This window comes from Falsiroseomonas sp. CW058 (assembly GCF_050563535.1).
Lineage (GTDB): Bacteria > Pseudomonadota > Alphaproteobacteria > Acetobacterales > Acetobacteraceae > Falsiroseomonas.
In genome coordinates this window covers 1-23,191 of record NZ_JBNXUO010000019.1, presented here as the reverse complement: position 1 = coordinate 23,191, position 23,191 = coordinate 1, and the positions used below count along the sequence as shown (strand labels likewise).

Here is a 23,191-nt window from a genome sequence, read left to right as displayed (position 1 = left end):
CCGGGACCCCGACATGGCCGAGCCGCTTGCGACCCGCCGCCCGACCTCGGCGATGCGCGCCTTCCTGGACAACGAGGCCTCCGGCGGGCTGGTGCTGATGGGGGCGGCCGCGCTGGCGCTGGCGGTGGCGAACTCGCCGCTCGCGCCCGCCTATTTCGGCGCGCTCAAGGCCTATATCGGCCCGCTCAGCCTCGGCCACTGGATCAATGACGGGCTGATGGCGGTCTTCTTCCTGCTCGTCGGTCTCGAGATCAAGCGCGAGGTGCTGGACGGGCAGCTCTCCACCTGGTCGCGCCGGGCGCTGCCGGGCATCGCGGCGGCCGGCGGCATGGCGGTGCCGGCGGCGATCTACCTCGCCTTCAACCTCGGCGACCCGCGGGCGGCGGCGGGCTGGGCGATCCCGAGCGCGACGGACATCGCCTTCGCGCTCGGCGTGCTGTCGCTGCTCGGGCCGCGGGTGCCGGTCTCGCTCAAGGTGTTCCTGACCGCGCTCGCCATCCTCGACGACCTCGGCGCGGTGGTGATCATCGCGGTGTTCTACACGGCCGGGATCTCGGGCCCGGACCTGGCCGGCGCGGCGGCGGTGGCGGCGGTGCTGGCGGCGATGAACCGGCTCGGGGTGATGCGGCTCGCGTCCTACCTGCTGCTCGGGCTCGTGCTGTGGGTGCTGGTGCTGCGGTCGGGCGTGCACGCGACCATCGCGGGCGTGGTGCTGGCGCTGACCATCCCGCTGCGGCCCGCGCCGGGGCGGCCGGACGACGCGACCTCGCCGCTGCACATCCTGGAACATGCGCTGCACCGGCCGGTCGCCTTCCTCGTCGTGCCGGTCTTCGGCTTCGCCAATGCCGGCGTCTCCGTGCTCGGCCTCGGCGCCGCGGCGCTGGCGCAGCCGGTCACGATCGGCGTCGCGGCGGGGCTGTTCCTCGGCAAGCTGGTGGGCGTGTTCGGGGCGGCGGCGCTGACCATCCGCGCGGGCCTCGCGGACCTGCCGATGGGGGCGGGGTGGGGGCAGCTGCTGGGCGTGTCGCTGCTCTGCGGGATCGGCTTCACGATGAGCCTGTTCATCGCCCTGCTGGCCTTCCCGGGGGCCGAGGCGCTGCAGGACCAGGCGAAGATCGGCATCCTGGTGGGCTCGCTGCTGGCGGGGCTGGCCGGATACGCGGTGCTGCGCGTCGCCCCGCGGGACGTCGCGGCGCCGGCCGCCGCGACGTCCCGCGGTTGACGCCGGGCGCCGCGCGGCGCGTCCTGCGCCGCATGTCGCCCTTCCGCCTGTTCGAGACCGCGATCGACCCGGTCGCGCCGCCCGGCACCCCCGCGGCGCGCTGGCTTGGCGTGCCGGTGCCGGAGGCGCCGCCGCCGGCCGGCCTGCTGGGCTTCTACTGGCACTTCGCGCGGCAGTCGCGCGCGGTCTTCGCGCTGCTGTTCCTGGCCGGGCTGGCGGTCGCGCTGCTCGACCTCACCATCCCCGTCTTCATCGGCCGCGTGGTCGGGCTGCTGGAGGCGCACGGGCCGGCGGCGGTCTGGGCGGAAGCCGGCGGCGCGCTGGCGGCGATGGCCGCCGTGCTGCTGCTGGGCCGGCCGCTGGCGATCCTGTGCCAGAACCTGGTGACGCAGCAGGCGATCATCCCCGCCGTCACCGCGATGATCCGCTGGCAGAGCCACTGGCACGTCATCCGCCAGGGCTGGTCCTTCTTCCAGGAGGACTTCGCCGGCCGCATCGCCACCCGCGTGATGCAGGCCGGCCCGGCGCTGCGCGAGAGCGTGGTGCAGTCCGTCAACGCCGTCTGGTACATCCTGGTCTACGGCACCGGGGCGGTGGTGCTGCTGGCCTCGACCGACCTGCGCCTAGCGGTGCCGATGCTGGTCTGGTTCGTGCTTTACGCGACGCTGCTGCGCGTCATGGTGCCGCGCATGCGCGACCGCGCGCGCAAGGCGAGCGAGGCGCGCAGCCAGCTCACCGGCCGCGTGGTGGACAGCTACACCAACATCGTCACCGTCAAGCTCTTCGCCCGCGCCGAGCAGGAGGACGCGCATGTGCGCGAGGGGATGGAGCGGCTGACGAGGGACTTCGCCGCCCAGACCCGGCTGGTGACGCTGAACGGACTGCTGCTGTCCACGCTGAACGCCTGCCTGCTGGTGGCCAACGCCGCGCTTGCGATCTGGCTGTGGTCGCGGGGCGAGATCCCGCTGGCGATGGTGGCGGCCGCCCTGCCGATGGCCTGGCAGATCGTGAACATCGCGGGCTGGGTCGCCTTCAACGTCGCCGGCATCTTCGAGAACATCGGCGTGGTGCAGGAGGCGATGGGCAGCATCGCCGTGCCCCCGACCGCGCCCGACCCGCCGGGGGCGAAGCCCCTGGCCGTCACCCGCGGCGCGATACGCTTCGAGCATGTCCGCTTCGCCTATGGCCGCAAGGCCGGCGTGCTGGACGGCTTCGACCTGTCCGTCGCGCCGGGCGAGAGGGTGGGGCTGGTCGGCCATTCCGGCGCGGGCAAGACCACCGCCATCAACCTGCTGCTGCGCTTCTTCGACCCCGAGGCCGGGCGCATCCTGATCGACGGCCAGGACATCGCGGCCGCGACGGCCGAGAGCCTGCGCGGCGCGATCGGGGTGGTGACGCAGGACACCGCCCTGCTGCACCGGTCGATCCGCGACAACATCCGCTACGGCCGCCCCGACGCGACCGAGGCCGAGGTGGAGGACGCCGCCCGCCGGGCGGAAGCGCATGGCTTCATCACGGCGCTGTCGGACTGGCGCGGCCGCGGCGGCTACGACGCGCATGTGGGCGAACGCGGGGTGAAGCTGTCCGGCGGCCAGCGCCAGCGCATCGCCATCGCCCGCGTGCTGCTGAAGGACGCACCCATCCTGGTGCTGGACGAGGCGACGAGCGCGCTCGATTCGGAGGTGGAGGCGGCGATCCAGGAAAGCCTGGAACGCCTGATGGCCGGCAAGACGGTGATCGCGGTGGCGCATCGCCTGTCCACCCTGCAAAGGATGGACCGGCTGGTGGTGCTGGAGGACGGGCGGGTGGCGGAATCCGGCACCCATGCCCAATTGCTGGCGGCGGACGGCGCCTATGCCCGGCTGTGGCGAATGCAGTCGGGCGGTTTCGTGGGTGGTTGAGCGCGCGGGCGCCGGTGCGGGCGGGAAAGGGGCTGCGCGGCGCATGCTGCACCGCCGTCCTCGCCTTGACACCGGCCCCCCCGCGCCGTAGGAGCGGGCCGCCTTCCGGGCGGAGAACCGCGGGGAGGGGCGCGTGGCGGAACAGGACGGCTTCGAGAAGCGGTTGCGGCAGGCTCGGGCGCGGCAAGGGATGGATCCCAAGCCGGGCGGTTCCGGGCAATTGCCGCAGGGCGGCTGGGGCCTGGGGTTCCGGGCGGGGACCGAGGTCGTCTCGGCGCTCGTCGTCGGTATCGGGGTCGGCTGGTTCCTGGACCGCTGGCTCGGCACCTGGCCGTGGCTCTTCCTGGTGTTCTTCGTGCTGGGCAGCGCGGCCGGGGTGATGAACGTCTATCGTCTGTTCAGCCCGCGGCGAAGCGAGCCACCGGAAGCGCCGGGATCAACACCGCCGCGCTGACGCGGCCCGGGGGATTGCACAGTGGCCGCCGAAGGCAAGACGATCGACGCGCTCGGGCAGTTCGAGCTGGTGCCGGTGCTGGGCAGGGTCGGCGCATCCGTCGGCTTCACGCAGTCCAACGCGCACATGCTGCTGGCGGTGGGCATCATCACCGCGCTGATGATGTACGGCATGGCGCGCCGCGCCGTGGTGCCGGGCCGCCTGCAGTCGCTCGCCGAGATGATCTACGAGTTCATCGACGACCTGGTTGGCAACCAGGTCGGCCGGCACGAGGGCAAGCGGTTCGTGCCCTTCGTCTTCGCGCTGTTCAGCTTCATCCTGGTGGGCAACCTGCTGGGGCTGCTGCCCTACGCCTTCACCTTCACCAGCCACATCGCGGTGACCTTCGCGCTCGCCTTCATCGTCTTCGTGCTGATCACGGTGGTCGCCTTCGCGCTGCACGGCCGGAAGTTCCTCGGCTACTTCTTCCCCGAGGGCGCGCCGCTCTGGCTCGCGCCGATCATCATCCCGGTCGAGGTCATCTCCTACCTCTCGCGGCCCGTCAGCCTCTCCATCCGTCTGTTCGCGAACATGACGGCGGGGCACGTGCTGCTGAAGGTCTTCGCGACCTTCATCGTGCTGCTCGGCGGCCTCGGCGCCGTCGGGCCCTTCATCGCGGTCCTGCCGCTCGCCACCAACGTGGCGATCGTGGGCTTCGAGATCCTGGTCGCGCTGCTGCAAGCCTACGTGTTTGCCATCCTGACCAGCATCTACCTGCACGACGCCGTGCACCTGCACTGACCAGCCACGTGACCTGGGTGCGGGCAAGGGCTCGGACAGATCAACCACCAGTAGTCTGACGGAAGGATACCACCATGGAAGTCGCTGCCGCGAAGGCCCTCGGGGCCGGCATTGCCGTGATCGCGCTGTTCGGCGTCGGTCTCGGCATTGGCAACATCTTCTCCTCGCTGATCAACAGCGTGGCGCGCAACCCGGCGGCCCGTGACGCGGTCTTCCCGATCGGCATCCTGGGCTTCGCGCTGACCGAGGCCGTTGCGCTCTTCGCGCTGCTGATCGCCTTCCTCATCCTCTTCGCCTGATCCGGCGCCGACGGTTCCGTCGGCCCAGGGTTGAGCAGGCGCGCCGCGGGACACCGCGGCGCGCCTTGGCGTGAGCAAGGAGAGGAGAGCCATGCCGCAGCTCGATTTCAGCAACCCGCTGATCATCTCCCAGATCATCTGGCTGCTGATCATCTTCGGCCTGCTGTACTACGTGCTGGCCGCCTACGCGCTGCCGCGCGTCGAAGGCGTGCTCGACGAGCGCCGCCGCCGCATCGAGGGCGACCTCGACGCCGCGCGCGCCGCCAAGGCGGAGGCCGACGCGGCGATGGCGGCGCATCGCGAGGCGACCGCCCGCGCCCGCGCCGAGGCGCAGGCGGCCATCGCTTCGGCCCTGCAGCAGAGCCAGGGCGAGGCGCAGGCCCGCAGCGACGAACTCGCCGCACGCCTGGCGCGGCAGGTCGAGGAGGCCGATGCCCGCATCGCCGCCGCCCGCGACGCCGCGATGGGCGCCATCCGCCAGGTGGCGGCCGACACCACCGGCGCTCTCGTCGCGCGGCTCGGCGTGACGGCGCGGCCGGAAGCGGTGGAGGCCGCGGTCGCCAACGCGCTCCGCACCCGCGGCGCGGCGGCGCAGGGCTGAGGAGAGGGAAATGGGCGAACACCACGGATACGCGCATTTCTGGCTCGACCCGAAGTTCTGGGTCGCGGTCTCCTTCGTCATCTTCATCGCCTTCGCGGCGCGGAAGGGCTGGGCGGTCATCGCCTCCCTGCTCGATGCGCGCGCCGCGCGCGTGCGGGCGGAACTGGACGAGGCCGCGCGGCTGCGCGCCGAGGCGGAGCAGATGCTGCGCCAGGCCGAAGCCGACCGCGCCGCGGCCCTGCGCGAGGCGGAGGAGCTTCTGACCCGCGCCCGCGCCGAAGCCGCGCGCGTCGCCGCCGCCGCCACGGCCGAGGCCGAGGCCGCGGCCCAGCGGCGCGAGCGCATGGCGCTCGACCGCATCGCCGCGGCGGAAGCCGGGGCGGTGAACGAGGTCCGCCACGCGGCGGCCGAGATCGCCGCCACGGCCGCGCGCGAGGTGCTGGCGCAGACCGTCACCGCCGAAGCCGACGCCGCGCTGATCGACCGCGCGGTGGCCGACCTGCCGCGGGCGCTCCGCGCCGCCTGAGACAGCCGGCCCCAGGGCGCCGGGCACCGGACGGGGACCCGAAAGGGTCCCCGTTTTCTTTTGCCCCCTTGCGACCCGAAAGGGTCCGCGTTTTCTTTTCCACCCCTGCGACCCGCAGGGGTCCCCGTTTCCTTTTCGGCGCCGCCGCGCCATCTTGCGCGCCCTCGACTTCATGGGACGCATCATGCGACGCAGCACCCTCGCCGTGGCCTTGCTCGCCGGCACCGCCCTCGTGGCGGCAGCTTCCTCCGCCGGGGCCAACACCTTCCGCTGGGCCAATGACGGCGACGTCAACTCGATGGACCCTTATGCCCGGCAGGAAACCTTCCTGCTCAGCTTCATGGGCAACATCTACGAGCCCCTGGTGCGCCGGAACCGCCAGCTCCAGGTCGAGCCCGGCCTCGCCGCGCGCTGGGAACAGCCGAGCCCGACCGTCTGGCGCTTCCACCTGCGCCCCGACGTGCGCTTCACCGACGGCACGCCGCTGACCGCCGATGACGTCGTCTTCTCCATCGCCCGCGCGCGCGGCCCCGGCTCCAACATCGCCGGCAACTTCGCCAGCGTGAAGGAAGCGCGGGTGGTGGACCCGCTGACCGTCGATGTCGAGACGACGCAGCCCAACCCGATCTTCGTCGAGGAGATCACCGGCGTCGGCATCATGTCGCGCCGCTGGGCGGAGGCGAACAACGCCACCCGCAGCGCCGACCTGACCACGCGGGAGGAGAACTTCGCCACCCGCAACGCCATGGGCACCGGCCCCTTCCGCCTGGTCAGCCGCGAGCCCGACCGCCGCACCGTGCTGGCGCCCAACGCCGGCTGGTGGGACCGGCCGGAGCACAACCTGACCCGCGTCGAGTTCAACGTCATCTCCAACGACGCGACGCGCATCGCCGCCCTGATCAGCGGCGAGGTGGACATGGTCTACACCGTGCCGCCGCAGGACACCGACCGCCTGTCGCGCACGCCCAACATCCGCATCCACCAGCAGGCGGAGATGCGGACCATCTATCTCGGCTTCGACCAGCTCCGGCCGGAACTGCTGAAGTCCGACGTGCGCGGCCGCAACCCCTTCCAGGACGTCCGCGTCCGCCGCGCGGTGAACCACGCGATCGACCGCGCCGCCATCGTGCGCACCGTCATGCGCGGCCAGGCGCGCCCCACCGGGCTGATGATCGGCCCGGGGATCAACGGCCACACCGAGGCGCTCGACCAGGTGCCGGCCTACAACCCCGACATGGCGCGCCGCCTGCTGGCGGAAGCCGGCTACCCGAACGGCTTCGGGGTGACGATGGACTGCCCGAACGACCGCTACGTGAACGACGAGGCGACCTGCACCGCGGTGGTGTCCATGCTGGCGCGCATCGGCATCCGCGTCAGCCTGGCCGCCCAGACCCGTGCGCGCTACTTCGCCGAGATCCTGGGGCCGCGCTACAACACCAGCTTCTACATGCTCGGCTGGACCCCCAACACCTACGACGCGCACAACGCCTTCTTCAACCTGATGGCATCGCGCCAGGGCGATCGTGGCATGTTCAATGTCGGCGGCTGGTCCAACGCCCGCTTCGACGAGCTGGTGGGCCAGATGGCGGTGGAGACCGACCGGGAGCGCCGCCGGGCGATGATCGAGGAGGCGCAGCGCATCCACGCCGAGGAGGTCGGCCACATCCCGCTGCACCAGCAGACAGTGGTCTGGGCGGCGCGCAACAACATCCAGCTGCAGCAGCTGGCGGACAACTGGTTCCCGCTGCGCTTCGTGCGCGTCGGGCAGTAGCCGAACCGCGGGCCATGCCGGCGCGTTGCGCCGGCATGGCCGAGGATCCGAAGCGCCCGGGCGACGAGCCCGGCCCCACCCAGACCGGAGAGGTCCCCTGCCCCGCCTGCGGCGGCAGCGGGCGGCAGGGCGCGGCCGACTGCCGCGACTGCCAGGGCACCGGGCTGGTCCGCCAGATCGTCGGCGACGCCTGACGGCCGGCCCGTGACCGGCCCGCGTTCCCGGCGGCCCGGGAACGCCCTCCGTCCCGTCGCGCCCTTCGGAGCTATCCCGGCTTGCGGTCGTAGGTGATCCACATGGTCCGCGTCGCCAGCCGGTCATAGACGGCGCGGCCGCGGTAGTTGTCGTCGGCCGTGATCCAGCGCACGACGCTCCACCCCCTCTCCCGCGCCCGCGCGGTGACCGCCTCGATCAGCGCATCGGCCACCCGCTGGCCGCGCATCGCGGGGTCCACGAAAAGGTCGTCGAGGAAGATGCCCGTGCTGGCCGAGAGCGGCCGCGCGAAGGGCCGCCAATGGGCGAGGCCCACGGCCCGCCCCGCCGCGTCCTCCGCCACGAAGGCCTTCACCTCATGCGCGGGGTCGGTGATCCAGGCCCAGACCCTGGCGCGCATCTCCGGCATCTGCTCCACGCGGTAGAAGGCGGCATAGCCGGCATAGAGCCGTTCCCAGTCGGCGCGATGGCGCTCGGCCGGCTCCACGATCCTCACGCTCAAAGCCTGATCCTCCCCGCGGCCGCCAACCCGACCAGGATGGCGCCGACATGCATGGACTGCCCGATCATCCCCGCGCCGATGCCGGCCAGCACATCGGCCACCGGCACCAGCTCCACCCGGATCGCCTCGCCCGGCTCCGGCGCCGCATCGCCCGCGGGATGCGCGCCGGTGCCGAGCACGGCGTGGATGCGGTTGGTCTGGATCGCCGGGTTGGCGTAGCCGGCCTGGAGGTAGCGCCAGCCGGTCGCGGCGTATCCGGTCTCCTCCCGCGTCTCGCGGATGGCGGCGGCGACGGGGTCGGCATCCTCGCGGTCGATCACGCCGCCGGGCAGTTCCAGCGACCAGGCCTGCGCGCCGTGCCGCCATTGCCGCACCAGCACCAGGCGGTCATCCGCGGTCAGCACCACCGCCGCCACCCAATCGGGATAGTCGAGCACGTACCAGGGCGCGATCTCCACACCCTCGGCCGTGCGGAGCCGTTCGGCCCGCAGGCTGATCCAGCGGTCCTCGACCAGCTTGCGGCTGTCGAGCACGGTCCAGGGCGGCGCGTCGGTCATGCGCCGCCCCGGCGCCCCGCCCTACTCCGCCGCCTGCGCATAGGCCTCGAGCGGCGCGCAGGTGCAGACCAGGTTGCGGTCGCCATGAACGTTGTCCACGCGCTTCACCGGCGGCCAGTATTTGTGCCGCGCCACCCAGGGCAGCGGGAAGGCGGCCTGCTGGCGGCTGTAGGGATGCGCCCAGGCCTCGGCCGTCACCTCGGCCGCGGTGTGGGGGGCGTTCTTCAGCGGGTTGTCGGCCTTGTCCATCCGCCCCTGCTCGATCGCGCGGATCTCCCCGCGGATCGCGACCATGGCATCCACGAAGCGGTCGAGCTCGGCCTTCGTCTCGGATTCCGTGGGCTCCACCATCAGCGTCCCGGCGACCGGCCAGGACATGGTGGGGGCGTGGAAGCCGAAATCCTGCAGGCGCTTGGCGATGTCCTCCACCGTCGCGCCGCCATTCTGCTGGAAGCCGCGACAGTCCAGGATGCATTCATGCGCCACCATCCCGTTGGTGCCGCGGTACAGGATGGGATAGTGCGGCGCGAGCTTCGCCGCGACATAGTTGGCGTTGAGGATCGCCACCTCCGTCGCGCGCTTCAGCCCTTCCGGCCCCATCATGCGGATATAGGCGTAGGAGATCGGCAGGATGGACGCGCTGCCGAAGGGCGCGGCGCTGACCGGCCCGTGCGACGTCGCCGCCGGCCCGGCTTCGGCCAGCATCGGGTGCGCCGGCAGGTAGGGCGCGAGATGCGCCGCGACGCCGATCGGGCCGACGCCCGGGCCGCCGCCGCCATGCGGGATGCAGAAGGTCTTGTGCAGGTTCAGGTGGCACACGTCGGCGCCGATCGCGGCCGGCGAGGTCAGGCCCACCTGCGCGTTCATGTTGGCTCCGTCCATGTAGACCTGCCCGCCCTTCGCATGGACCAGGGCGCAGATCTCGCGGATCGCCTCCTCGAAGACGCCATGCGTGCTGGGATAGGTCACCATCAGCGCGGCCAGCCTGTCCGCGTGCTGGTCGGCCTTCGCCCGGAGGTCGTCGAGGTCCACGTTGCCGTCGCGGTCGCAGCCGACCACCACCACCTTCATCCCCGCCATCACGGCGGAAGCCGGGTTGGTGCCATGCGCCGAGGAGGGGATGAGGCAGACATCGCGATGCGCCTCGCCCCGCGCATGGTGATACGCCCGGATGGCCAGCAGCCCCGCATATTCGCCCGCGCTGCCCGCATTGGGCTGGAGCGAGACGGCGGCGAAGCCGGTGACGGCGCAGAGCCAGTCGGCCAGCCGCCCGATCATCTCGATGTAGCCCCCCGCCTGGTCCACCGGCGCGAAGGGGTGCATCGCGCCGAAGCCCGGGAAGGTCACCGGGATCATCTCCGCCGTCGCGTTCAGCTTCATCGTGCAGGACCCCAGCGGGATCATGCTGCGGTTCAGCGCGACGTCCTTGTCCTCCAGCGACTTCATGTAGCGGAGCATCGCGTGCTCCGCATGGTGGCTGTTGAACACCGCCGCCGTCAGGAAGGCGCTGCGCCGCGCCAGCGCCGCCGGCGCGCCGCCCGCCGGCCCGATGGCGTCGAGCGCCGGGGCGGCGGTGCCGCCCGCCTCGGCGAAGGCGGCGGCGAGCGCGGCGAGGTCGCCCTGCGTCACCGTCTCGTCGAGCGCGATGCCGACGCCGCCATCGGCGTGCCGCGCCAGGTTGATGCCGCGCGCCAGCGCGGCGGCGATCAGCGCGCCCTGCCGCGCGCCGGCCTCGACGCAGACGGTGTCGAGGAAGGCGTCGTGGCGCAGCGCGAAGCCCGCCGCCTTCGCCGCGCCCGCGACGATGCGCGCCTGCAGCGCCACGCGCCGCGCGATGCGCGTCAGCCCCTCCGGCCCGTGCCACACGGCATACATGCCGGCCATCACCGCCAGCAGCACCTGCGCGGTGCAGATGTTCGACGTCGCCTTCTCGCGCCGGATGTGCTGCTCGCGCGTCTGGAGCGCGAGGCGCATGGCGGGCTGGCCCGCCGCGTCGACCGAGACGCCGACCAGCCGCCCCGGCATCAGCCGCTTGTAGGCGTCCTTCACCGCCATGTAGGCGGCATGCGGCCCGCCATAGCCCATCGGCACGCCGAAGCGCTGGGTGGAGCCGACGACGACATCCGCCCCCATCTCCCCCGGCGGCGTCAGCAGCACGAGCGAGAGCGGATCGGCGCTCACGATGGCGAGCCCGCCCACCGCCTGCACCGCCGCGATCTCCGCCCGCAGGTCCCGCACCTCCCCCGTCGTGCCGGGATACTGCAGCAGCAGCGCGAAGGGCCGGGCTTCCGCGACCTTCGCCGCGATCTCGGCCGGCGCCGCGACCACCACGGCGAAACCCAGCGGCTCCGCCCGGCCCTTCACCACCGCGATGGTCTGCGGGTGGAGGTCCGCTGCCATGACCAGCGTGTCCGACCTGCCCTTCGACGCGCTGTGCGCCAGCGCCATGGCTTCCGCCGCCGCCGTCGCCTCGTCCAGCAGGGAGGCATTGGCAACCGGCAGGCCGGTGAGGTCCGTCACCATCGTCTGGAAGTTCAGCAGCGCCTCAAGCCGGCCCTGGGCGAGTTCCGCCTGGTAGGGGGTGTAGGCGGTGTACCAGCCCGGATTCTCCAACACGTTCCGCAGCACCACGGGCGGGGTCAGCGTGCCGTGGTAGCCCATGCCGATGAGGGACTTGATGTCGGCGCGGTTCCTGCCGGCCAGAGCGCGCAACTCCGCGATCGCCTCCGCCTCGGTCACCGCGGGCGGCAGGGGCAGCGCATCGGCGCTGCGGATGGCGGCGGGGACGGTGCGGGCGGCCAGCGCATCGAGGCTATCGGCGCCCACCTCGCGCAGCATCGCCGCGATCTCGGCCTCGGACGGGCCGATGTGGCGGCGGATGAACTCGCCCCGGTCCTCGAGCGCGGTCAGTTCGGCAAGGTGGCTCACGACAGCGTCTCCACGAAGGCGGCGTAGGCGGCCTCGTCCATCAGCGCGGCCACCGCGGCGGCGTCCACGCCCTCGATGCGGAAGAACCAGCCCTCCCCGGTGGGTGCGCTGTTCACCAGGGCCGGGTTCTCGGCCAGCGCGGCGTTGCTCTCCACGATGCGCCCGGCGATCGGGGCATAGACGTCGGAGGCGGCCTTCACGCTCTCCACCACCGCGCAGGCCTCGCCGGCCGCGACCTCGCGCCCCGCCTCGGGCAGGTCCACGAAGACCACGTCGCCCAGCGCGGTCTGCGCGTGGTCGGTGATGCCGACGGTCGCGACGTCGCCCTCCAGCCGGATCCACTCATGGTCCTTGGTGAAGCGGAGATCAGCCATTGGGTCGGTTTCCTCAGCGGGCGTAGCGGTGGGGGGTGAAGGGCATCGGCGCGACGCGGGCCGCGAGCGGCCGGCCGCGCACCATGAGTTCGAGGGGCGCGCCGTCGGCGGCATGGCCGCGCGCGACGTAGCCCATGGCCATCGGGCCGCCGAGCGAGGGGCCGAAGCCGCCGGAGGTGACCTCCCCCACCGGCTCGCCGCCCGGCGCATGGATCGGCGTGTGGCCGCGCGCGGGCTGCCGCCCCTCGGGCCGGATGCCGACGCGCAGCCGCGCCGCGCCGCCATCGAGCTCGGCGCGCACGCGGTCGGCGCCGCGGAAGTCCCAGGCCGTGCGGCGGCGCTTGCCGATGGTCCAGGTGAGGTTGGCCTCCACCGGGCTCGTCGTCTCGTCGATGTCGTTGCCGTAGAGGCAGAGCCCGGCTTCCAGCCGCAGCGAATCGCGCGCGCCGAGCCCGGCGGGCTGCACGCCCGGCAGCGCCAGCAGCGCGCGGGCCAGGCGTTCGGCCGCCTCCGCGGGGGCGGAGATCTCCACCCCGTCCTCCCCGGTGTAGCCGCTGCGGCTGACCAGGCAGGGCACGCCCGCGATGTCGAAGGCGCCCACCCCCATGAAGGACAGGCCGGCGATGCCGGGCGCGAGGGTGGCAAGCGCGGCGACGGCGCCCGGCCCCTGCAGCGCCACCAGCGCGCGGTCGGCCAGCGGCGCCAGCGTGACGCCGGCCGGCAGCACCGCGGCGATGGCCGGCAGGTCCAGGTGCTTGCGGCTGGCATTCACCACCAGGAACAGCCGGTCGCCCAGGTTGGCCACCATGAAGTCGTCGAGGATGCCACCCGATTCGGTCATCAGCAGGCCGTAACGCTGCCGGCCGGGCTTCAGGCCCTGCACATCGGCAGGCGTCAGGCGTTCCAGCGCGGCCGCCGCGCCCTCTCCCCGCAGTTCCGCCTGGCCCATGTGGGACACGTCGAACAGCGACGCGGCGGCGCGGCAATGCAGGTGTTCCTGCATGATGCCGGCGGGATACTGCACGGGCATCGAATAGCCCGCGAAGGGCACCATGCGCCCGCCCAGTTCGCGGTGGAGCGAGGCGAGCGGTGTCTCATGCAGCACTTCGGCTGCGGCGGAATCGGCCACGGTGCCCCCACAGGCATCCCGGCGCCAGGATCGGCACCGGGCACTCCGTGGCCCCCCTCTGTCCCGTGACCTGAGAGATTCGGCGGCGGCGCGGTGGCGAAACCGCGGCGGGCCTTACTCCGTCGGTGCCGAACCCCGTTCGGGGCGCGGGCTTTCCAGAGTCCCGTGGCGTCCGCGCGGCCCTTTTGCCTGAGCGTTTCCGGGGGCCGGTTGCGCCTTCGGCGGGCGGCCTGCCGGCGGGGGAACCGCGGCGGGCCGCCTCTCTCCCGCGCGGTGTGGCGGGAAAGCCGGATATGCCCCTTCGCCGCCGCCCGCGCAACCTTCGGTGCCGGTCAGGCGTCCGGCATCGCCTGCCAGCCGGGCACGGGAAGGCGCCATGCCGGCAGGTCCACCGCGAACCAGCAGCCCTGCCGCGGCTGGTCCAGCGCGCGGGAGATGGGCAGGCCCAGCAGATGCCCGCGCAGCAGCGACCCGACCGCCCCGTGCGAGACCACCAGCACGTCGCCCGCGCCATCCGCCGCTGCCGCCACCGCCCGCACCGCCGCCAGGATGCGCGCCTGCGCGTCCGCCGCGCGTTCCCAGCCGCGGATGCTCTCCGCCGGGCGGGCGAAGAAGGCGTCCGCCATCGCCTCGAACTCCGCCGGCGGCAGGAAGCCGGTGGCGCTGCGGTCGTTCTCGCCCAGGTCCTCCCGCACCCGGATGCCGAGGCCGAGACGGCCGGCGAGGATGCCCGCCGTCTCGATCGCCTTGCATTCGGTGCTGGACCACACCGCGCCCACGCCGTCGAGGATGCCGGAGGCCGCGAAGCGCCGCGCGCGCGCCACCCCCGCGGGCGCCAGGTGCCAGCGCGGCACCGGCAGCGCGGGATCGACCGCGACCTCCGGGTGGGTGACGAGGAGGAGGCGGCTCAGCGCGGCCCGCGCTGGCGGTTGTGGGCCAGCTCCTCCGGCGTCAGCTGGAAGGAGAGGCGGACGACGTAGTCGCTCGCGCGCAGGCCTTCCGCCACCGGGATGGCCAGCCGCACCGCCTGGCCGGTCGCGGCGGCGCCGGGGATGTCGGGGGGGAAGGTGATGCGCGTGGTGGCGGGGATGCGTTCCAGCACCGCGCTGTCATTCGCATCCGACAGGGCCACGAACCAGGGCAGGTCCACCGCCCGGCCCCCGAAGGCGGGGCCGCGTTCGGCGCGGAAGCGCGGCGCGACGCGGACATCCAGCACCCGCCGGTCGCGCCCCGCATGGTCGCAGCGCGCATCGAAGCCGGCGATCACGGCATCGACCTCCATCGCCGTCAGGTCGCGGCCCGCGCCGTCGCGGAAGCGGGTGAGGTCGGCGCCTTCGCCGAGGATGGCGATGCGCGGACAGGGCGCGGTGGACGGGCCCGTGGGCCGCGCCGTCAGCAGGTCGCCCACGCCGCAGCCTGCCAGCGCCAGCGGCAGGGCCAGCGCCCCCAGCCATCCATGCCGTCCCATCACCCCTGCCCCCCGTGCAAAGCCGCCCCCGCGGCCGATGGGCTTGCGCCCCCCTGCCATAGGCGTCTATCGCACCCTGCGCCACGCGCGAACATCCCCGAAAGCCCGCCCCGTCCCGCCCCCGCACCCGAGCGCATGATGTTGCCCGAACCCCGGCGCCGGCCCGGCCCCAGGCCCGCCCTGACCGTCCTGCTCGCGGCCCCGCGCGGCTTCTGCGCGGGGGTGGACCGCGCCATCCGCATCGTCGAGGAGGCGCTGAAGCGCCACGGCGCGCCGGTCTATGTGCGGCACGAGATCGTGCACAACCGCTTCGTGGTGGAAGGCCTCGCCGCCCAGGGCGCCGTCTTCGTGGAGGAACTGGACGAGATCCCCGACGATGGCCGCCCGGTGGTGTTCAGCGCCCATGGCGTGCCGCGATCCGTCCCCGACGAGGCGATGCGCCGGCGGATGTTCACCCTCGACGCCACCTGCCCGCTGGTCACCAAGGTCCACCGCGAGGCCGAACGCCACCACGCGCGCGGCCGCCACATCCTGCTGATCGGCCATGCCGGCCATCCGGAGGTGGTCGGCACGATGGGCCAGCTTCCCCCCGGCGCGGCGACGCTGGTGCAGGACGCGGAGGAGGCGCGGACCGTCGCGCCCCCCGCCGGCCTGCCGCTCGCCTGGACCAGCCAGACCACGCTGTCGGTGGACGACACGGCGGAGGTGGTGGCGATCCTCGCCGCGCGGTTCCCAGGCATCGCCGGCCCCGCCAAGGAGGACATCTGCTATGCCACCTCCAACCGCCAGGCCGCGGTGAAGGGGATCGTGGCGCGGGGCGCGGAGGTCGTCATCGTCGTCGGCGCGCCGAATTCCAGCAATTCCGTCCGCCTTGCCGAGGTGGCGCGCCGGGCCGGCGCGCGCGACGCGGTGCTGGTGCAGCGCGGTGCCGAACTCGACCCCGAGGCGCTGGCGGGCTGCGCGACGCTGGGCCTGACCGCGGGGGCGAGCGCGCCCGAATCCCTCGTCCGGGAAGTGCTGGACCGGCTGCGCGAATCCTTCGAGGTGACGGTCGAGGATGTGGTGGTGGCCGAGGAACGAATCGCCTTCCGGCTGCCGCCGGCGCTGGCGGCCGAATGAGGGCCGGCACCGACGCGGCGCCTGCCGGGCGCGGCGCCCGCTGATGGCGGTCTACACCGAGGTGACGGACGAGGCGCTGCGCGCCTTCCTCGCCGACTACGACCTTGGCGGGCTGCTCGCCTTCCGCGGCATCGCGGAAGGTGTGGAGAATTCCAACTACGCGCTGCGGACCGAGGCGGGCGACTTCATCCTGACGCTCTACGAGAAGCGCGTGGAGCCGGCGGAGCTGCCCTATTTCCTGGGCCTGATGGAACACCTGGCCGCGCGCGGCCTGCCCTGCCCGACGCCGGTGCATGGCCGCGACGGGGCGGCGCTGCGCCATCTCTGCGGCCGTCCGGCGGCGATCTGCACCTTCCTCGAAGGCGTCTGGCCGCGGAAGGTCCGCCCCGAGCACCTGGCCCCGCTGGGGGAGGCGCTGGCGCGGCTGCACGCGGCGGGCAGTGGTTTCGCGACGCTGCGGCCGAACGCGCTCGGCCCCGCGGGCTGGACGCCGCTGCTGGAAGGCTGCCGCGCCCGCGGGGACGAGGTGATGCCCGGCCTGGTGGCGGAGCTGGAGGCGCGGCTCGGCGCCATCCTGGCCGGCTGGCCGGCGCCGGGGGCGCTTCCGGTCGGGCAGATCCATGCCGACCTGTTCCCGGACAACGTCTTCTTCCTGCCCGATGCGGCGGGGCGGCCGCGCGTGTCCGGCCTGATCGATTTCTACTTCGCCTGCACCGACCTGCTGGCCTATGACGTCGCCGTCTGCCTGAACGCCTGGTGCTTCGAGCCGGACGGGTCCTTCAACGTGACCAAGGGGCGCGCGCTGCTCGGCGCCTATGCCGCGGTGCGGCCGCTGTCGGGGGCGGAACGCGCGGCGCTGCCGGTGCTGTGCCGGGGGGCTGCGATCCGCTTCCTGCTGACGCGGCTCTACGACTGGACGCACACGCCGCCCGGCGCGCTGGTCACCCGCAAGGACCCGCTGGAATACCTGCGCAAGCTGCGCTTCTTCGCCCGCGCCGAGACGCCCGGGGATATCGGGGGTTAAGGTGGTGGAGCTGGCCGAACCGATCGTCGAGATCTGGACCGATGGCGGCTGCCGGCCGAATCCCGGCCCCGGCGGCTGGGGCGCGATCCTGCGCTTCGGCACGACGGAGAAGGAGCTGTCCGGCTCCGACCCCGCCACCACCAACAACCGCATGGAGCTGACCGCCGCCTGTTCGGCGCTGGAGGCGCTGAAGCGCCCCTGCAAGGTGGTGCTGCACACCGACAGCGAATACGTCCGCAACGGCATGGAACGCTGGGTGAAGGGCTGGGTCCGCAACAACTGGCGCAACAGCGCGCGGGAGCCGGTGGCGAATTACGAGCTGTGGCAGCGCCTGCTGGCGGCGGCCAAGCCGCACGACATCGACTGGCGCTGGGTGCGCGGCCATGCCGGCGACCCGATGAACGAACGCGCCGATGCCCTCGCCACCGCCGCACGGCGGTCGCTGCCGGGGGGGTGATCCCCCACCGCGCATCCAGGGCACCCACGCCCGCCCCCCTGCGTGGAAATTCCCCCTGCCTGCACAATCCAGGGGTGTCGCGCCTTTACAGCTTTCCCGCGTATCGTTAACAGATCGGACGGGTTCCGCGGCGACCCTCGCCACCCTCGTCCAGGGGCGTCCGGCATCCCGCCGGCCTGCGCCACCCCTGCGCGCAGCCGCGATGGAGGCGACCGTGACACGACTGCTGCTGCCCGGCTCCTCCCGGGCCGACCGCCTCGTCGTGCGGCCATGGGATGCGGGATCGCCCTTCGAGATCAGGGGCTTCGGCGGGGACGACACGCTCATCGGCGGCGACGGGGCGGACCTGCTCTCGGGCGATGAGGGCGACGACCGGCTGCGCGGCGGGGCGGGGCGGGACAGCCTGTCGGGCGGCGATGGGCGGGACGACCTCGATGGCGGCAGCGGCGACGACACGATCGACGGCGGCGCCGATGACGACACCCTCGCAGGTGGCAGCGGGCGGGACCTCCTCCTCGGCGGGGCCGGGCGCGACACCCTCGGCGGCGGCGACGGGCAGGACAGCCTCTCGGGCGGTGCCGATGGCGACCGGCTCGACGGGCAGGACGGCGAGGACCTGCTGGCCGGCGATTCCGGGCGGGACACGCTGGACGGCGGGGACGGCGACGACACGCTGACCGGCGGGGAGGAGGAGGACAGCCTGCGCGGCGGCGATGGCGACGACCTGCTGGCCGGCGATGCGGGCGACGACCTGCTGGCCGGCGGGGCGGGCCATGACCGCCTCTCGGGCGGCGCGGGTGAGGATGCGGCGCTGTTCCGCGGCCGCAGCGCCGACTACGCGATCACCGTGCTGGGCGAAGGGGTGCTGCGCGTCGAAGGGCTGCGCGGGTCCGCCCGGCAGGACGGCTCCGACACGGTGGAGGGGGTGGAGTGGCTGCGCTTCGCCGATGCCACCCTCTCGGCCGACACGACGCCGCCCGCGGTCGCGATCCTCGGCCTGGTCGAGGACACCGGCACCCCCGGCGATGGCCTGACCGCCGACCGCACCCCCACCATCACCGGCACCGCGACGCCCGGCGCGCGGGTGGAGCTGTTCCGCGACGGCGTGGCCATCGGCCAGGCGCAGGCCGGCGCCGATGGCGGCTGGGCGGTCACCGATGCGGCCGGTGGCGCCGGCCTGGCCGACGGGGCCTACACCTACACCGCCCGCGTCACCGGCCGCTTCGGCCAGGTGGCAGAGGGCGCGGCGCCGCTGCAGGTCGCGATCGATGCCACCGCGCCGGCGGCGCCGACGCTGCGCCTCGTCTCCTCCTCCGACACCGGGGCGGCCGGGGATGGCGTCACCGCGCTCGGCTTCGTGGACCTGGCCGGCACGGCGGAAGCCGGTGCGACGCTGCGGGTGGCGGGCAGCGACACCAGCCTCGTCGTCGGCGCGGACGGCACCTTCCTGCTGAAGGATGTCGCGCTCGCTCCCGGGGCGAATGCGGTGACGCTGCTCGTCACGGACGCGGCGGGCAACCTCGCCACCGGCACCTTCGAGGTGGTGCGCGACGCGGTGGCGGTGGACGACCCGGTGCTGGCCTGGAACCACATGGCGCTGGAGGCGATCCGCACCGCAGGCTCCGTCACCGCCTACGCCACCCGCGTGCTCGCGCTGGAAAGCGCGGCCGTGCAGGACGCGATCGCCGCGATCGAGGGCACGCGCACGCTGATGGTCGCGCTCGACGCGCCGGAGGGCGCGCCGGCCGGCGCCGCCGCGGCGGCGGCCGCGCACCGCATCCTCGCCACGGTCTATGGCGCGCAATCCGCCACTTTCGACGCGCGGCTCGCCCTCGACCTCGCCCGCTACGAGGCCGGCGGCGCGCGCGACGCGGCGGTGGAGTTCGGCCGCAGCGTGGCGGACGCCATCCTGGCGATGCGAGCGGGCGATGGCTGGGACGCGACGGCGGCCTTCCCCGGCGGCACCGACCCCGGCGAGTGGCGGCCGACGCCGCCCGCCTTCCAGCCCGCCCACCTGCCGCATTGGGGCGGCGTGCAGACCTGGGCGATCGACAGCGGCGACCAGTTCCGCCCCGCTGGCCCGCCCGCGCTCGACAGCGCGCAATACGCGGCGGATTTCGAGGAGGTGAAGCGCCTCGGCGCCATCGACTCCACCGAACGCACGGCGGACCAGACCGAGATCGCGCGCTACTGGCGCGACCAGGCCGGCAGCTACACCCCCGCCGGCCGCTGGGCGCAGATCGCGGAGGAGGTGCTGGCCGATCTCGGCACCTCCACCGCAACCAATGCCTGGGTGATGGGCGTGCTGAACATGATCCAGGCCGATGGCGCCATCGCCGCCTGGGACGCGAAATACACCTTCGGCTCCTGGCGGCCGATCACCGCCATCCAGTTGGCCGACACGGACGGCAACCCGTTGACGGTGGCGGATCCGGGCTGGCGGCCGCTGCTGACCACGCCGAACCACCCGGACTACCTCTCGGGCCACGCCACCTGCAGCGCAGCGTCAGCCTTCGTGCTGACCTACATGCTGGGCGAGGTCGCCTTCGAGAACGAGAGCGTCGGCCTGCCCGGCGTGACGCGCAGCTTCGACAACTTCGTCGATGCCGCGCTCGAAGCCGGGAAAAGCCGGATCTATGCCGGCATTCATTTCGACTTCGCCAACCGCGACGGCATCGCCACCGGCGAGAAGGTGGCGGAATACGGCTATGCCCGGCTGACGGCGGAAACGGACAGCTTCGACCCCGTGCTGCTGCTGGCGGGGGCGCCCGGCGGGGCGCTGGCGGCGCCGCCGGTGCTGTCCGGCCTCGCCTTCGACAACCGCGCGGGGCTGGATGCGGTGCAGGTCCGGCTGAATGGCGGGGCGGCGCGGGACGTGGCGGTGGACGGCCTCGGCCGCTTCGCGCTGGACCTGGCCGGGCTGTTCGGCCCGCTGGCCGACGGTGCGCATGAGGTGGTGGTGACCGCCTGGGACGCGGCCGGCAACGCCGCCGCGCCGGTCGCCTTCGCCTTCACGCTCGACGACCCGTTCGGCTGACCCCGCGCCGCGGTCAGCGGTTCAGCGGTTCAGCGGTTCAGCGGGAAGGTCAGCACCACTTCGGTGCCGCCGCCGCGCCGCACCTCCAGCCTGCCGCGCAGCTGCGCGGCCAGGCGTTCGGCGAGGGCGAGCCCGGAATGGCGCCGCAGTTCCGGCGCGTCCGGCATGCCGACGCCGTCGTCCCGCACCGACAGCCGCCCCTGGTCCCCCTGCCGGCCGAGGGCGATCACCACCCGGCCGGGCCGGCCTTCGGGAAAGGCATGGGCAATGGCGTTGCCCACCAGCTCCGCCACCACCAGCGCCAGCGGGCCGGCCTGCTCGACCTCCACCTCCACCGGCTCCACCTCGCAGTCCACCGCGACCTGCAGGCCGGGCGGGACGATGGCGGGGTTGGCGCAGAGCGCGCGGAGGAAGCCCGACAGCTCCAGCCGCGACACCATTTCCGACACATGCAGCAGGTCATGCACCTGCGCGAGCGCGAGGACCCGGCGCTGCAGCGTCTCCGCCGCCCGCGCGCCGACGCCGGCCTGCATGCGGATCAGCGACTGCACCGTCATCAGGCTGTTCTTCACGCGGTGGTGCAGCTCGCGCAGCAGCGTCGCCTGGATGTCGGCGCGGCGCTCCGCCTCGGCCAGTTGCCGCCGGTCGGCCTCCGCCTCCATCCGGCGCGCGGCGTAGAGCACGGCGGTGCAGCCGCCGAGAGAGGTCAGCAGCAGCAGCGCGCCGACGAGCATCATGCCGCCGAGCCAGGATTCCACCACCGCGCTGCGCGGCAGGCCGAAATTGGCATAGAGCGGCAGGTCCGCGACCTGCGAGTAGCCGTAGATCCGGGTGATGCCGTCGCTGAGCGCCAGCGCCTCGTACACGCCCGACGGCGCGCGGGAGATTGCCTGCCGCGCCGGCGCATCGGGCGGCAGCAGCATCGGCTGCGCATCCGGGCGGTGGCGCACCAGCAGCGTCCCGTCGGCGCCGAGCAGCGAGGCGGAGGCCCGCGGGTCGGCGGCGATGCGGCCGAAGGCATCGGTGAAGGCCTCCACCGGCACGATTGAGGCGACGGCGCCGGCGAAGCCCTCGCCGGGCCGGCGCAGCGCCATGAGCACCACGTCCTGCCCGCCCTGCCGCAGCGTCACCCTCTCCATCTGGATCCGCGGCTCGCCTTCGCGCACCGCGAGGAAATAGGGGCGGTCCGACACGTCCAGCTGGGCCGGGTAGCCGGTACTCGCGGCCAGCAGGCGGCCCGAGCGGTCGATGACGCCAAGCCGCAGGACGGTATCGAGCCGCGCATCGAGCGCGGCCAACTGACGGTGCAGCCCTTCCGGCCCGGTGCCGTCGCGCTCCGCCATCGCGGCGAGGGTGGAGACGTGGTCGAGCACCGCCATCTGCGTGTTCACCACGCCGATCGCCTGTTCGCGCACCATCTCCGCATTGCGCAGCGCGACCTCCGCGGCGCGCGCCCATTCGGCGCGCCACGACCTCTCGCCCCACAGCAGCAGGAGCAGCAGCGGCACCAGCACGCAGCCGGCCAGCAGCAGCTGCAGGCCATGGCGCCAGCCGCGCGCCGCGCCGGCGGGGTCCGCGGAACGGGGTTCCGGCGGCAGGGGCGGAACCGTCCCGGCACGCCAGGCAGCGGCGCTCATGGCGGCTCGCGCCCGGTCGACACGGACCGGCCGACCGGCGAACGCCCAGGGTCAAACTCTCGGCACCTGTTCACGCGGAGGTATCTAGAGCGAACCGAAGTCCCGGCCTCCCCCCCAAAAGGGGAAGGATCGTTGAACATGCCGTGAAGATTCTTTCCCGATGGGACGGGGCGATGGAAACTTCGCCTCCCGTCTCGCCATCCGGGACAGGACGCGTCAGCCCGCGACCGGCCCCTCGGCAAGTTCCACCGCACGCTGCAGGTCCACGCTGAGCAGCCGCGACACGCCGCGTTCCTGCATCGTCACGCCATAGAGCCGGTGCATCCGCCCCATCGTCAGCGGGTGGTGGGTGACGATGAGGAAGCGCGTGCCCCCCCGGCCCTGCTCGTCGGCCGCCGCCATGATCTCCAGCAGGTCGCAGAGCCGTTCCACATTGGCGTCGTCGAGCGGCGCGTCCACCTCGTCCAGCACGCAGACCGGCGCGGGGTTGCAGCGGAACACGGCGAAGACGAGCGACAGCGCCGTCAGCGCCTGCTCGCCGCCCGACAGCAGCGACAGGGCGGACAGCTTCTTGCCCGGCGGCTCGGCATAGATCTCGAGCCCCGCCTCCAGCGGGTCGTCGGACCCGACAAGGGCCAGATGCGCGCGGCCGCCGCCGAACAGGCGCGTGAACAGGCCGCGGAACTCCACATCCACCTTGTCGAAGACCACCCGCAGCCGTTCCCGTCCCTCCCGGTTCAGGTGGCCGATGGAGCCGCGGAGCTTGGCGATGGCGGTCGCCACCTCCTCCCGCTCCCGGTCGATCTGGGCGCGGCGGGCTTCGAGGTCGTCCAGCTCCTGCTCGGCGCGCAGGTTGACCGGGCCCATCTCCTCCCGCTCGCGCGTCAGGCGCTCCATCCGGCGCCGCGCCTTCTCCTCCGCCTGCTCGGAGAGGTCGGCGACCTCCTCCGGCAGCGGCGGGTGGCCTTCGCCGAGGCGTTCCAGGATGCGTTCCTCGACCGACAGCGCAGCGGCTTCCGCCGTCTCCCGCGCGGCATCGGTGCGGACCTGCGCCTCGCGCGCGGCGGCGAAGCGGGCATCGGCCTCGCGCCGATGCGCCGTCGCCTCGCGCAGTTCCTGCTCGGCCGCGGCGAGTGCCCGCGCGGCGGCGGCATGGGTCGCCTCCGCCTCGGCCAGCGCGCGGCCGGCGGCG

21 protein-coding genes, 1 pseudogene and 2 riboswitches are annotated in these 23,191 nt (G+C 73.4%); of the genes and pseudogenes, 13 read left to right on the top strand and 9 right to left on the bottom strand.

The genetic code is table 11. The annotated features are described in order from the left end of the window. Positions 1-13 precede the first annotated feature (13 nt). From nhaA to ACK8OX_RS15580, 9 genes are all read left to right on the top strand, one after another. On the top strand, positions 14-1,222 hold the full coding sequence (nhaA, locus tag ACK8OX_RS15620) for a Na+/H+ antiporter NhaA (RefSeq protein WP_430665116.1): 1,209 nt from the start codon (positions 14-16) through the stop codon (positions 1,220-1,222). Beyond that, positions 1,219-3,123, top strand: coding sequence for an ABC transporter ATP-binding protein (locus tag ACK8OX_RS15615; RefSeq protein WP_430665115.1), 1,905 nt, complete (start codon positions 1,219-1,221; stop codon positions 3,121-3,123). The genes nhaA and ACK8OX_RS15615 overlap by 4 nt, the downstream gene beginning before the upstream one ends. Positions 3,124-3,256: 133 nt before the next feature. Further along, on the top strand, positions 3,257-3,577 hold the full coding sequence (locus tag ACK8OX_RS15610) for an AtpZ/AtpI family protein (RefSeq protein WP_430665114.1): 321 nt from the start codon (positions 3,257-3,259) through the stop codon (positions 3,575-3,577). A gap of 21 nt (positions 3,578-3,598) precedes the next feature. Then, positions 3,599-4,357: a F0F1 ATP synthase subunit A gene (locus ACK8OX_RS15605; protein ID WP_430665113.1), complete on the top strand. Its 759-nt coding sequence runs from the start codon at positions 3,599-3,601 to the stop codon at positions 4,355-4,357. A gap of 74 nt (positions 4,358-4,431) precedes the next feature. Further along, the gene (locus ACK8OX_RS15600) at positions 4,432-4,656 is read left to right on the top strand and encodes an ATP synthase subunit C family protein (protein ID WP_027284881.1); all 225 of its coding nucleotides are present in this window, start codon (positions 4,432-4,434) and stop codon (positions 4,654-4,656) included. A 91-nt stretch (positions 4,657-4,747) separates the two neighbouring features. After that, a complete protein-coding gene (locus ACK8OX_RS15595; protein WP_430665112.1) occupies positions 4,748-5,257 on the top strand; it encodes a F0F1 ATP synthase subunit B' in 510 nt (169 codons plus the stop codon). Between the two features lie 10 nt (positions 5,258-5,267). Then, positions 5,268-5,783: a F0F1 ATP synthase subunit B gene (locus ACK8OX_RS15590; protein ID WP_430665111.1), complete on the top strand. Its 516-nt coding sequence runs from the start codon at positions 5,268-5,270 to the stop codon at positions 5,781-5,783. A gap of 184 nt (positions 5,784-5,967) precedes the next feature. Then, on the top strand, positions 5,968-7,554 hold the full coding sequence (locus ACK8OX_RS15585) for an ABC transporter substrate-binding protein (RefSeq protein WP_430665110.1): 1,587 nt from the start codon (positions 5,968-5,970) through the stop codon (positions 7,552-7,554). 14 nt (positions 7,555-7,568) lie between these two features. After that, the gene (locus ACK8OX_RS15580) at positions 7,569-7,748 is read left to right on the top strand and encodes a hypothetical protein (protein ID WP_430665109.1); all 180 of its coding nucleotides are present in this window, start codon (positions 7,569-7,571) and stop codon (positions 7,746-7,748) included. A gap of 71 nt (positions 7,749-7,819) precedes the next feature. Here the strand turns inward: ACK8OX_RS15580 and ACK8OX_RS15575 are convergent, their stop codons facing one another. The 7 genes from ACK8OX_RS15575 to ACK8OX_RS15545 form a co-directional block, all read right to left on the bottom strand. Further along, on the bottom strand, positions 7,820-8,263 hold the full coding sequence (locus ACK8OX_RS15575; protein ID WP_430665193.1) for an N-acetyltransferase family protein: 444 nt from the start codon (positions 8,261-8,263) through the stop codon (positions 7,820-7,822). Between the two features lie 2 nt (positions 8,264-8,265). Next, positions 8,266-8,826 carry an NUDIX hydrolase gene (locus tag ACK8OX_RS15570; protein WP_430665108.1) on the bottom strand — a complete coding sequence of 187 codons (561 nt, stop codon included), beginning with the start codon at positions 8,824-8,826 and terminating at the stop codon, positions 8,266-8,268. Positions 8,827-8,847: 21 nt separating this feature from the next. Continuing rightward, on the bottom strand, positions 8,848-11,754 hold the full coding sequence (gcvP, locus tag ACK8OX_RS15565; RefSeq protein ID WP_430665107.1) for an aminomethyl-transferring glycine dehydrogenase: 2,907 nt from the start codon (positions 11,752-11,754) through the stop codon (positions 8,848-8,850). Then, positions 11,751-12,128 carry a glycine cleavage system protein GcvH gene (gene gcvH / locus ACK8OX_RS15560; protein ID WP_430665106.1) on the bottom strand — a complete coding sequence of 126 codons (378 nt, stop codon included), beginning with the start codon at positions 12,126-12,128 and terminating at the stop codon, positions 11,751-11,753. The genes gcvP and gcvH overlap by 4 nt, the downstream gene beginning before the upstream one ends. 13 nt (positions 12,129-12,141) lie before the next feature. After that, positions 12,142-13,257 (bottom strand): glycine cleavage system aminomethyltransferase GcvT, encoded by a 1,116-nt coding sequence (gene gcvT, locus ACK8OX_RS15555; protein WP_430665104.1) that lies wholly within the window; start codon positions 13,255-13,257, stop codon positions 12,142-12,144. Positions 13,258-13,305: 48 nt separating this feature from the next. After that, positions 13,306-13,426, bottom strand: a riboswitch (glycine riboswitch). Positions 13,427-13,428: 2 nt separating this feature from the next. Further along, positions 13,429-13,536: riboswitch (glycine riboswitch) on the bottom strand. 53 nt (positions 13,537-13,589) lie between these two features. After that, positions 13,590-14,111 carry a histidine phosphatase family protein gene (locus ACK8OX_RS15550; RefSeq protein WP_430665103.1) on the bottom strand — a complete coding sequence of 174 codons (522 nt, stop codon included), beginning with the start codon at positions 14,109-14,111 and terminating at the stop codon, positions 13,590-13,592. A 53-nt stretch (positions 14,112-14,164) separates the two neighbouring features. After that, the gene (locus ACK8OX_RS15545) at positions 14,165-14,725 is read right to left on the bottom strand and encodes a hypothetical protein (protein WP_430665102.1); all 561 of its coding nucleotides are present in this window, start codon (positions 14,723-14,725) and stop codon (positions 14,165-14,167) included. A 135-nt stretch (positions 14,726-14,860) separates the two neighbouring features. Between ACK8OX_RS15545 and ispH the strand changes: the two genes are divergently transcribed. The 4 genes from ispH (at position 14,861) to ACK8OX_RS15525 (ending at position 20,362) form a co-directional block, all read left to right on the top strand. Further along, positions 14,861-15,844 (top strand): 4-hydroxy-3-methylbut-2-enyl diphosphate reductase, encoded by a 984-nt coding sequence (gene ispH / locus ACK8OX_RS15540; RefSeq protein ID WP_430665101.1) that lies wholly within the window; start codon positions 14,861-14,863, stop codon positions 15,842-15,844. Positions 15,845-15,887: 43 nt separating this feature from the next. Beyond that, positions 15,888-16,868 carry a homoserine kinase gene (locus ACK8OX_RS15535; protein WP_430665099.1) on the top strand — a complete coding sequence of 327 codons (981 nt, stop codon included), beginning with the start codon at positions 15,888-15,890 and terminating at the stop codon, positions 16,866-16,868. A gap of 4 nt (positions 16,869-16,872) precedes the next feature. After that, a complete protein-coding gene (gene rnhA, locus ACK8OX_RS15530) occupies positions 16,873-17,325 on the top strand; it encodes a ribonuclease HI (RefSeq protein WP_430665098.1) in 453 nt (150 codons plus the stop codon). Between the two features lie 214 nt (positions 17,326-17,539). After that, a complete protein-coding gene (locus ACK8OX_RS15525; protein ID WP_430665097.1) occupies positions 17,540-20,362 on the top strand; it encodes an Ig-like domain-containing protein in 2,823 nt (940 codons plus the stop codon). 29 nt (positions 20,363-20,391) lie between these two features. On the opposite strand, the gene ACK8OX_RS15520 is transcribed toward ACK8OX_RS15525, so the two are convergent. Together ACK8OX_RS15520 and ACK8OX_RS15515 are read right to left on the bottom strand one after the other, a co-directional pair. After that, positions 20,392-21,999, bottom strand: coding sequence for a sensor histidine kinase (locus ACK8OX_RS15520; protein ID WP_430665095.1), 1,608 nt, complete (start codon positions 21,997-21,999; stop codon positions 20,392-20,394). A gap of 216 nt (positions 22,000-22,215) precedes the next feature. Then, a pseudogene (locus ACK8OX_RS15515) lies at positions 22,216-23,191 on the bottom strand (chromosome segregation protein SMC); the annotation flags it as partial.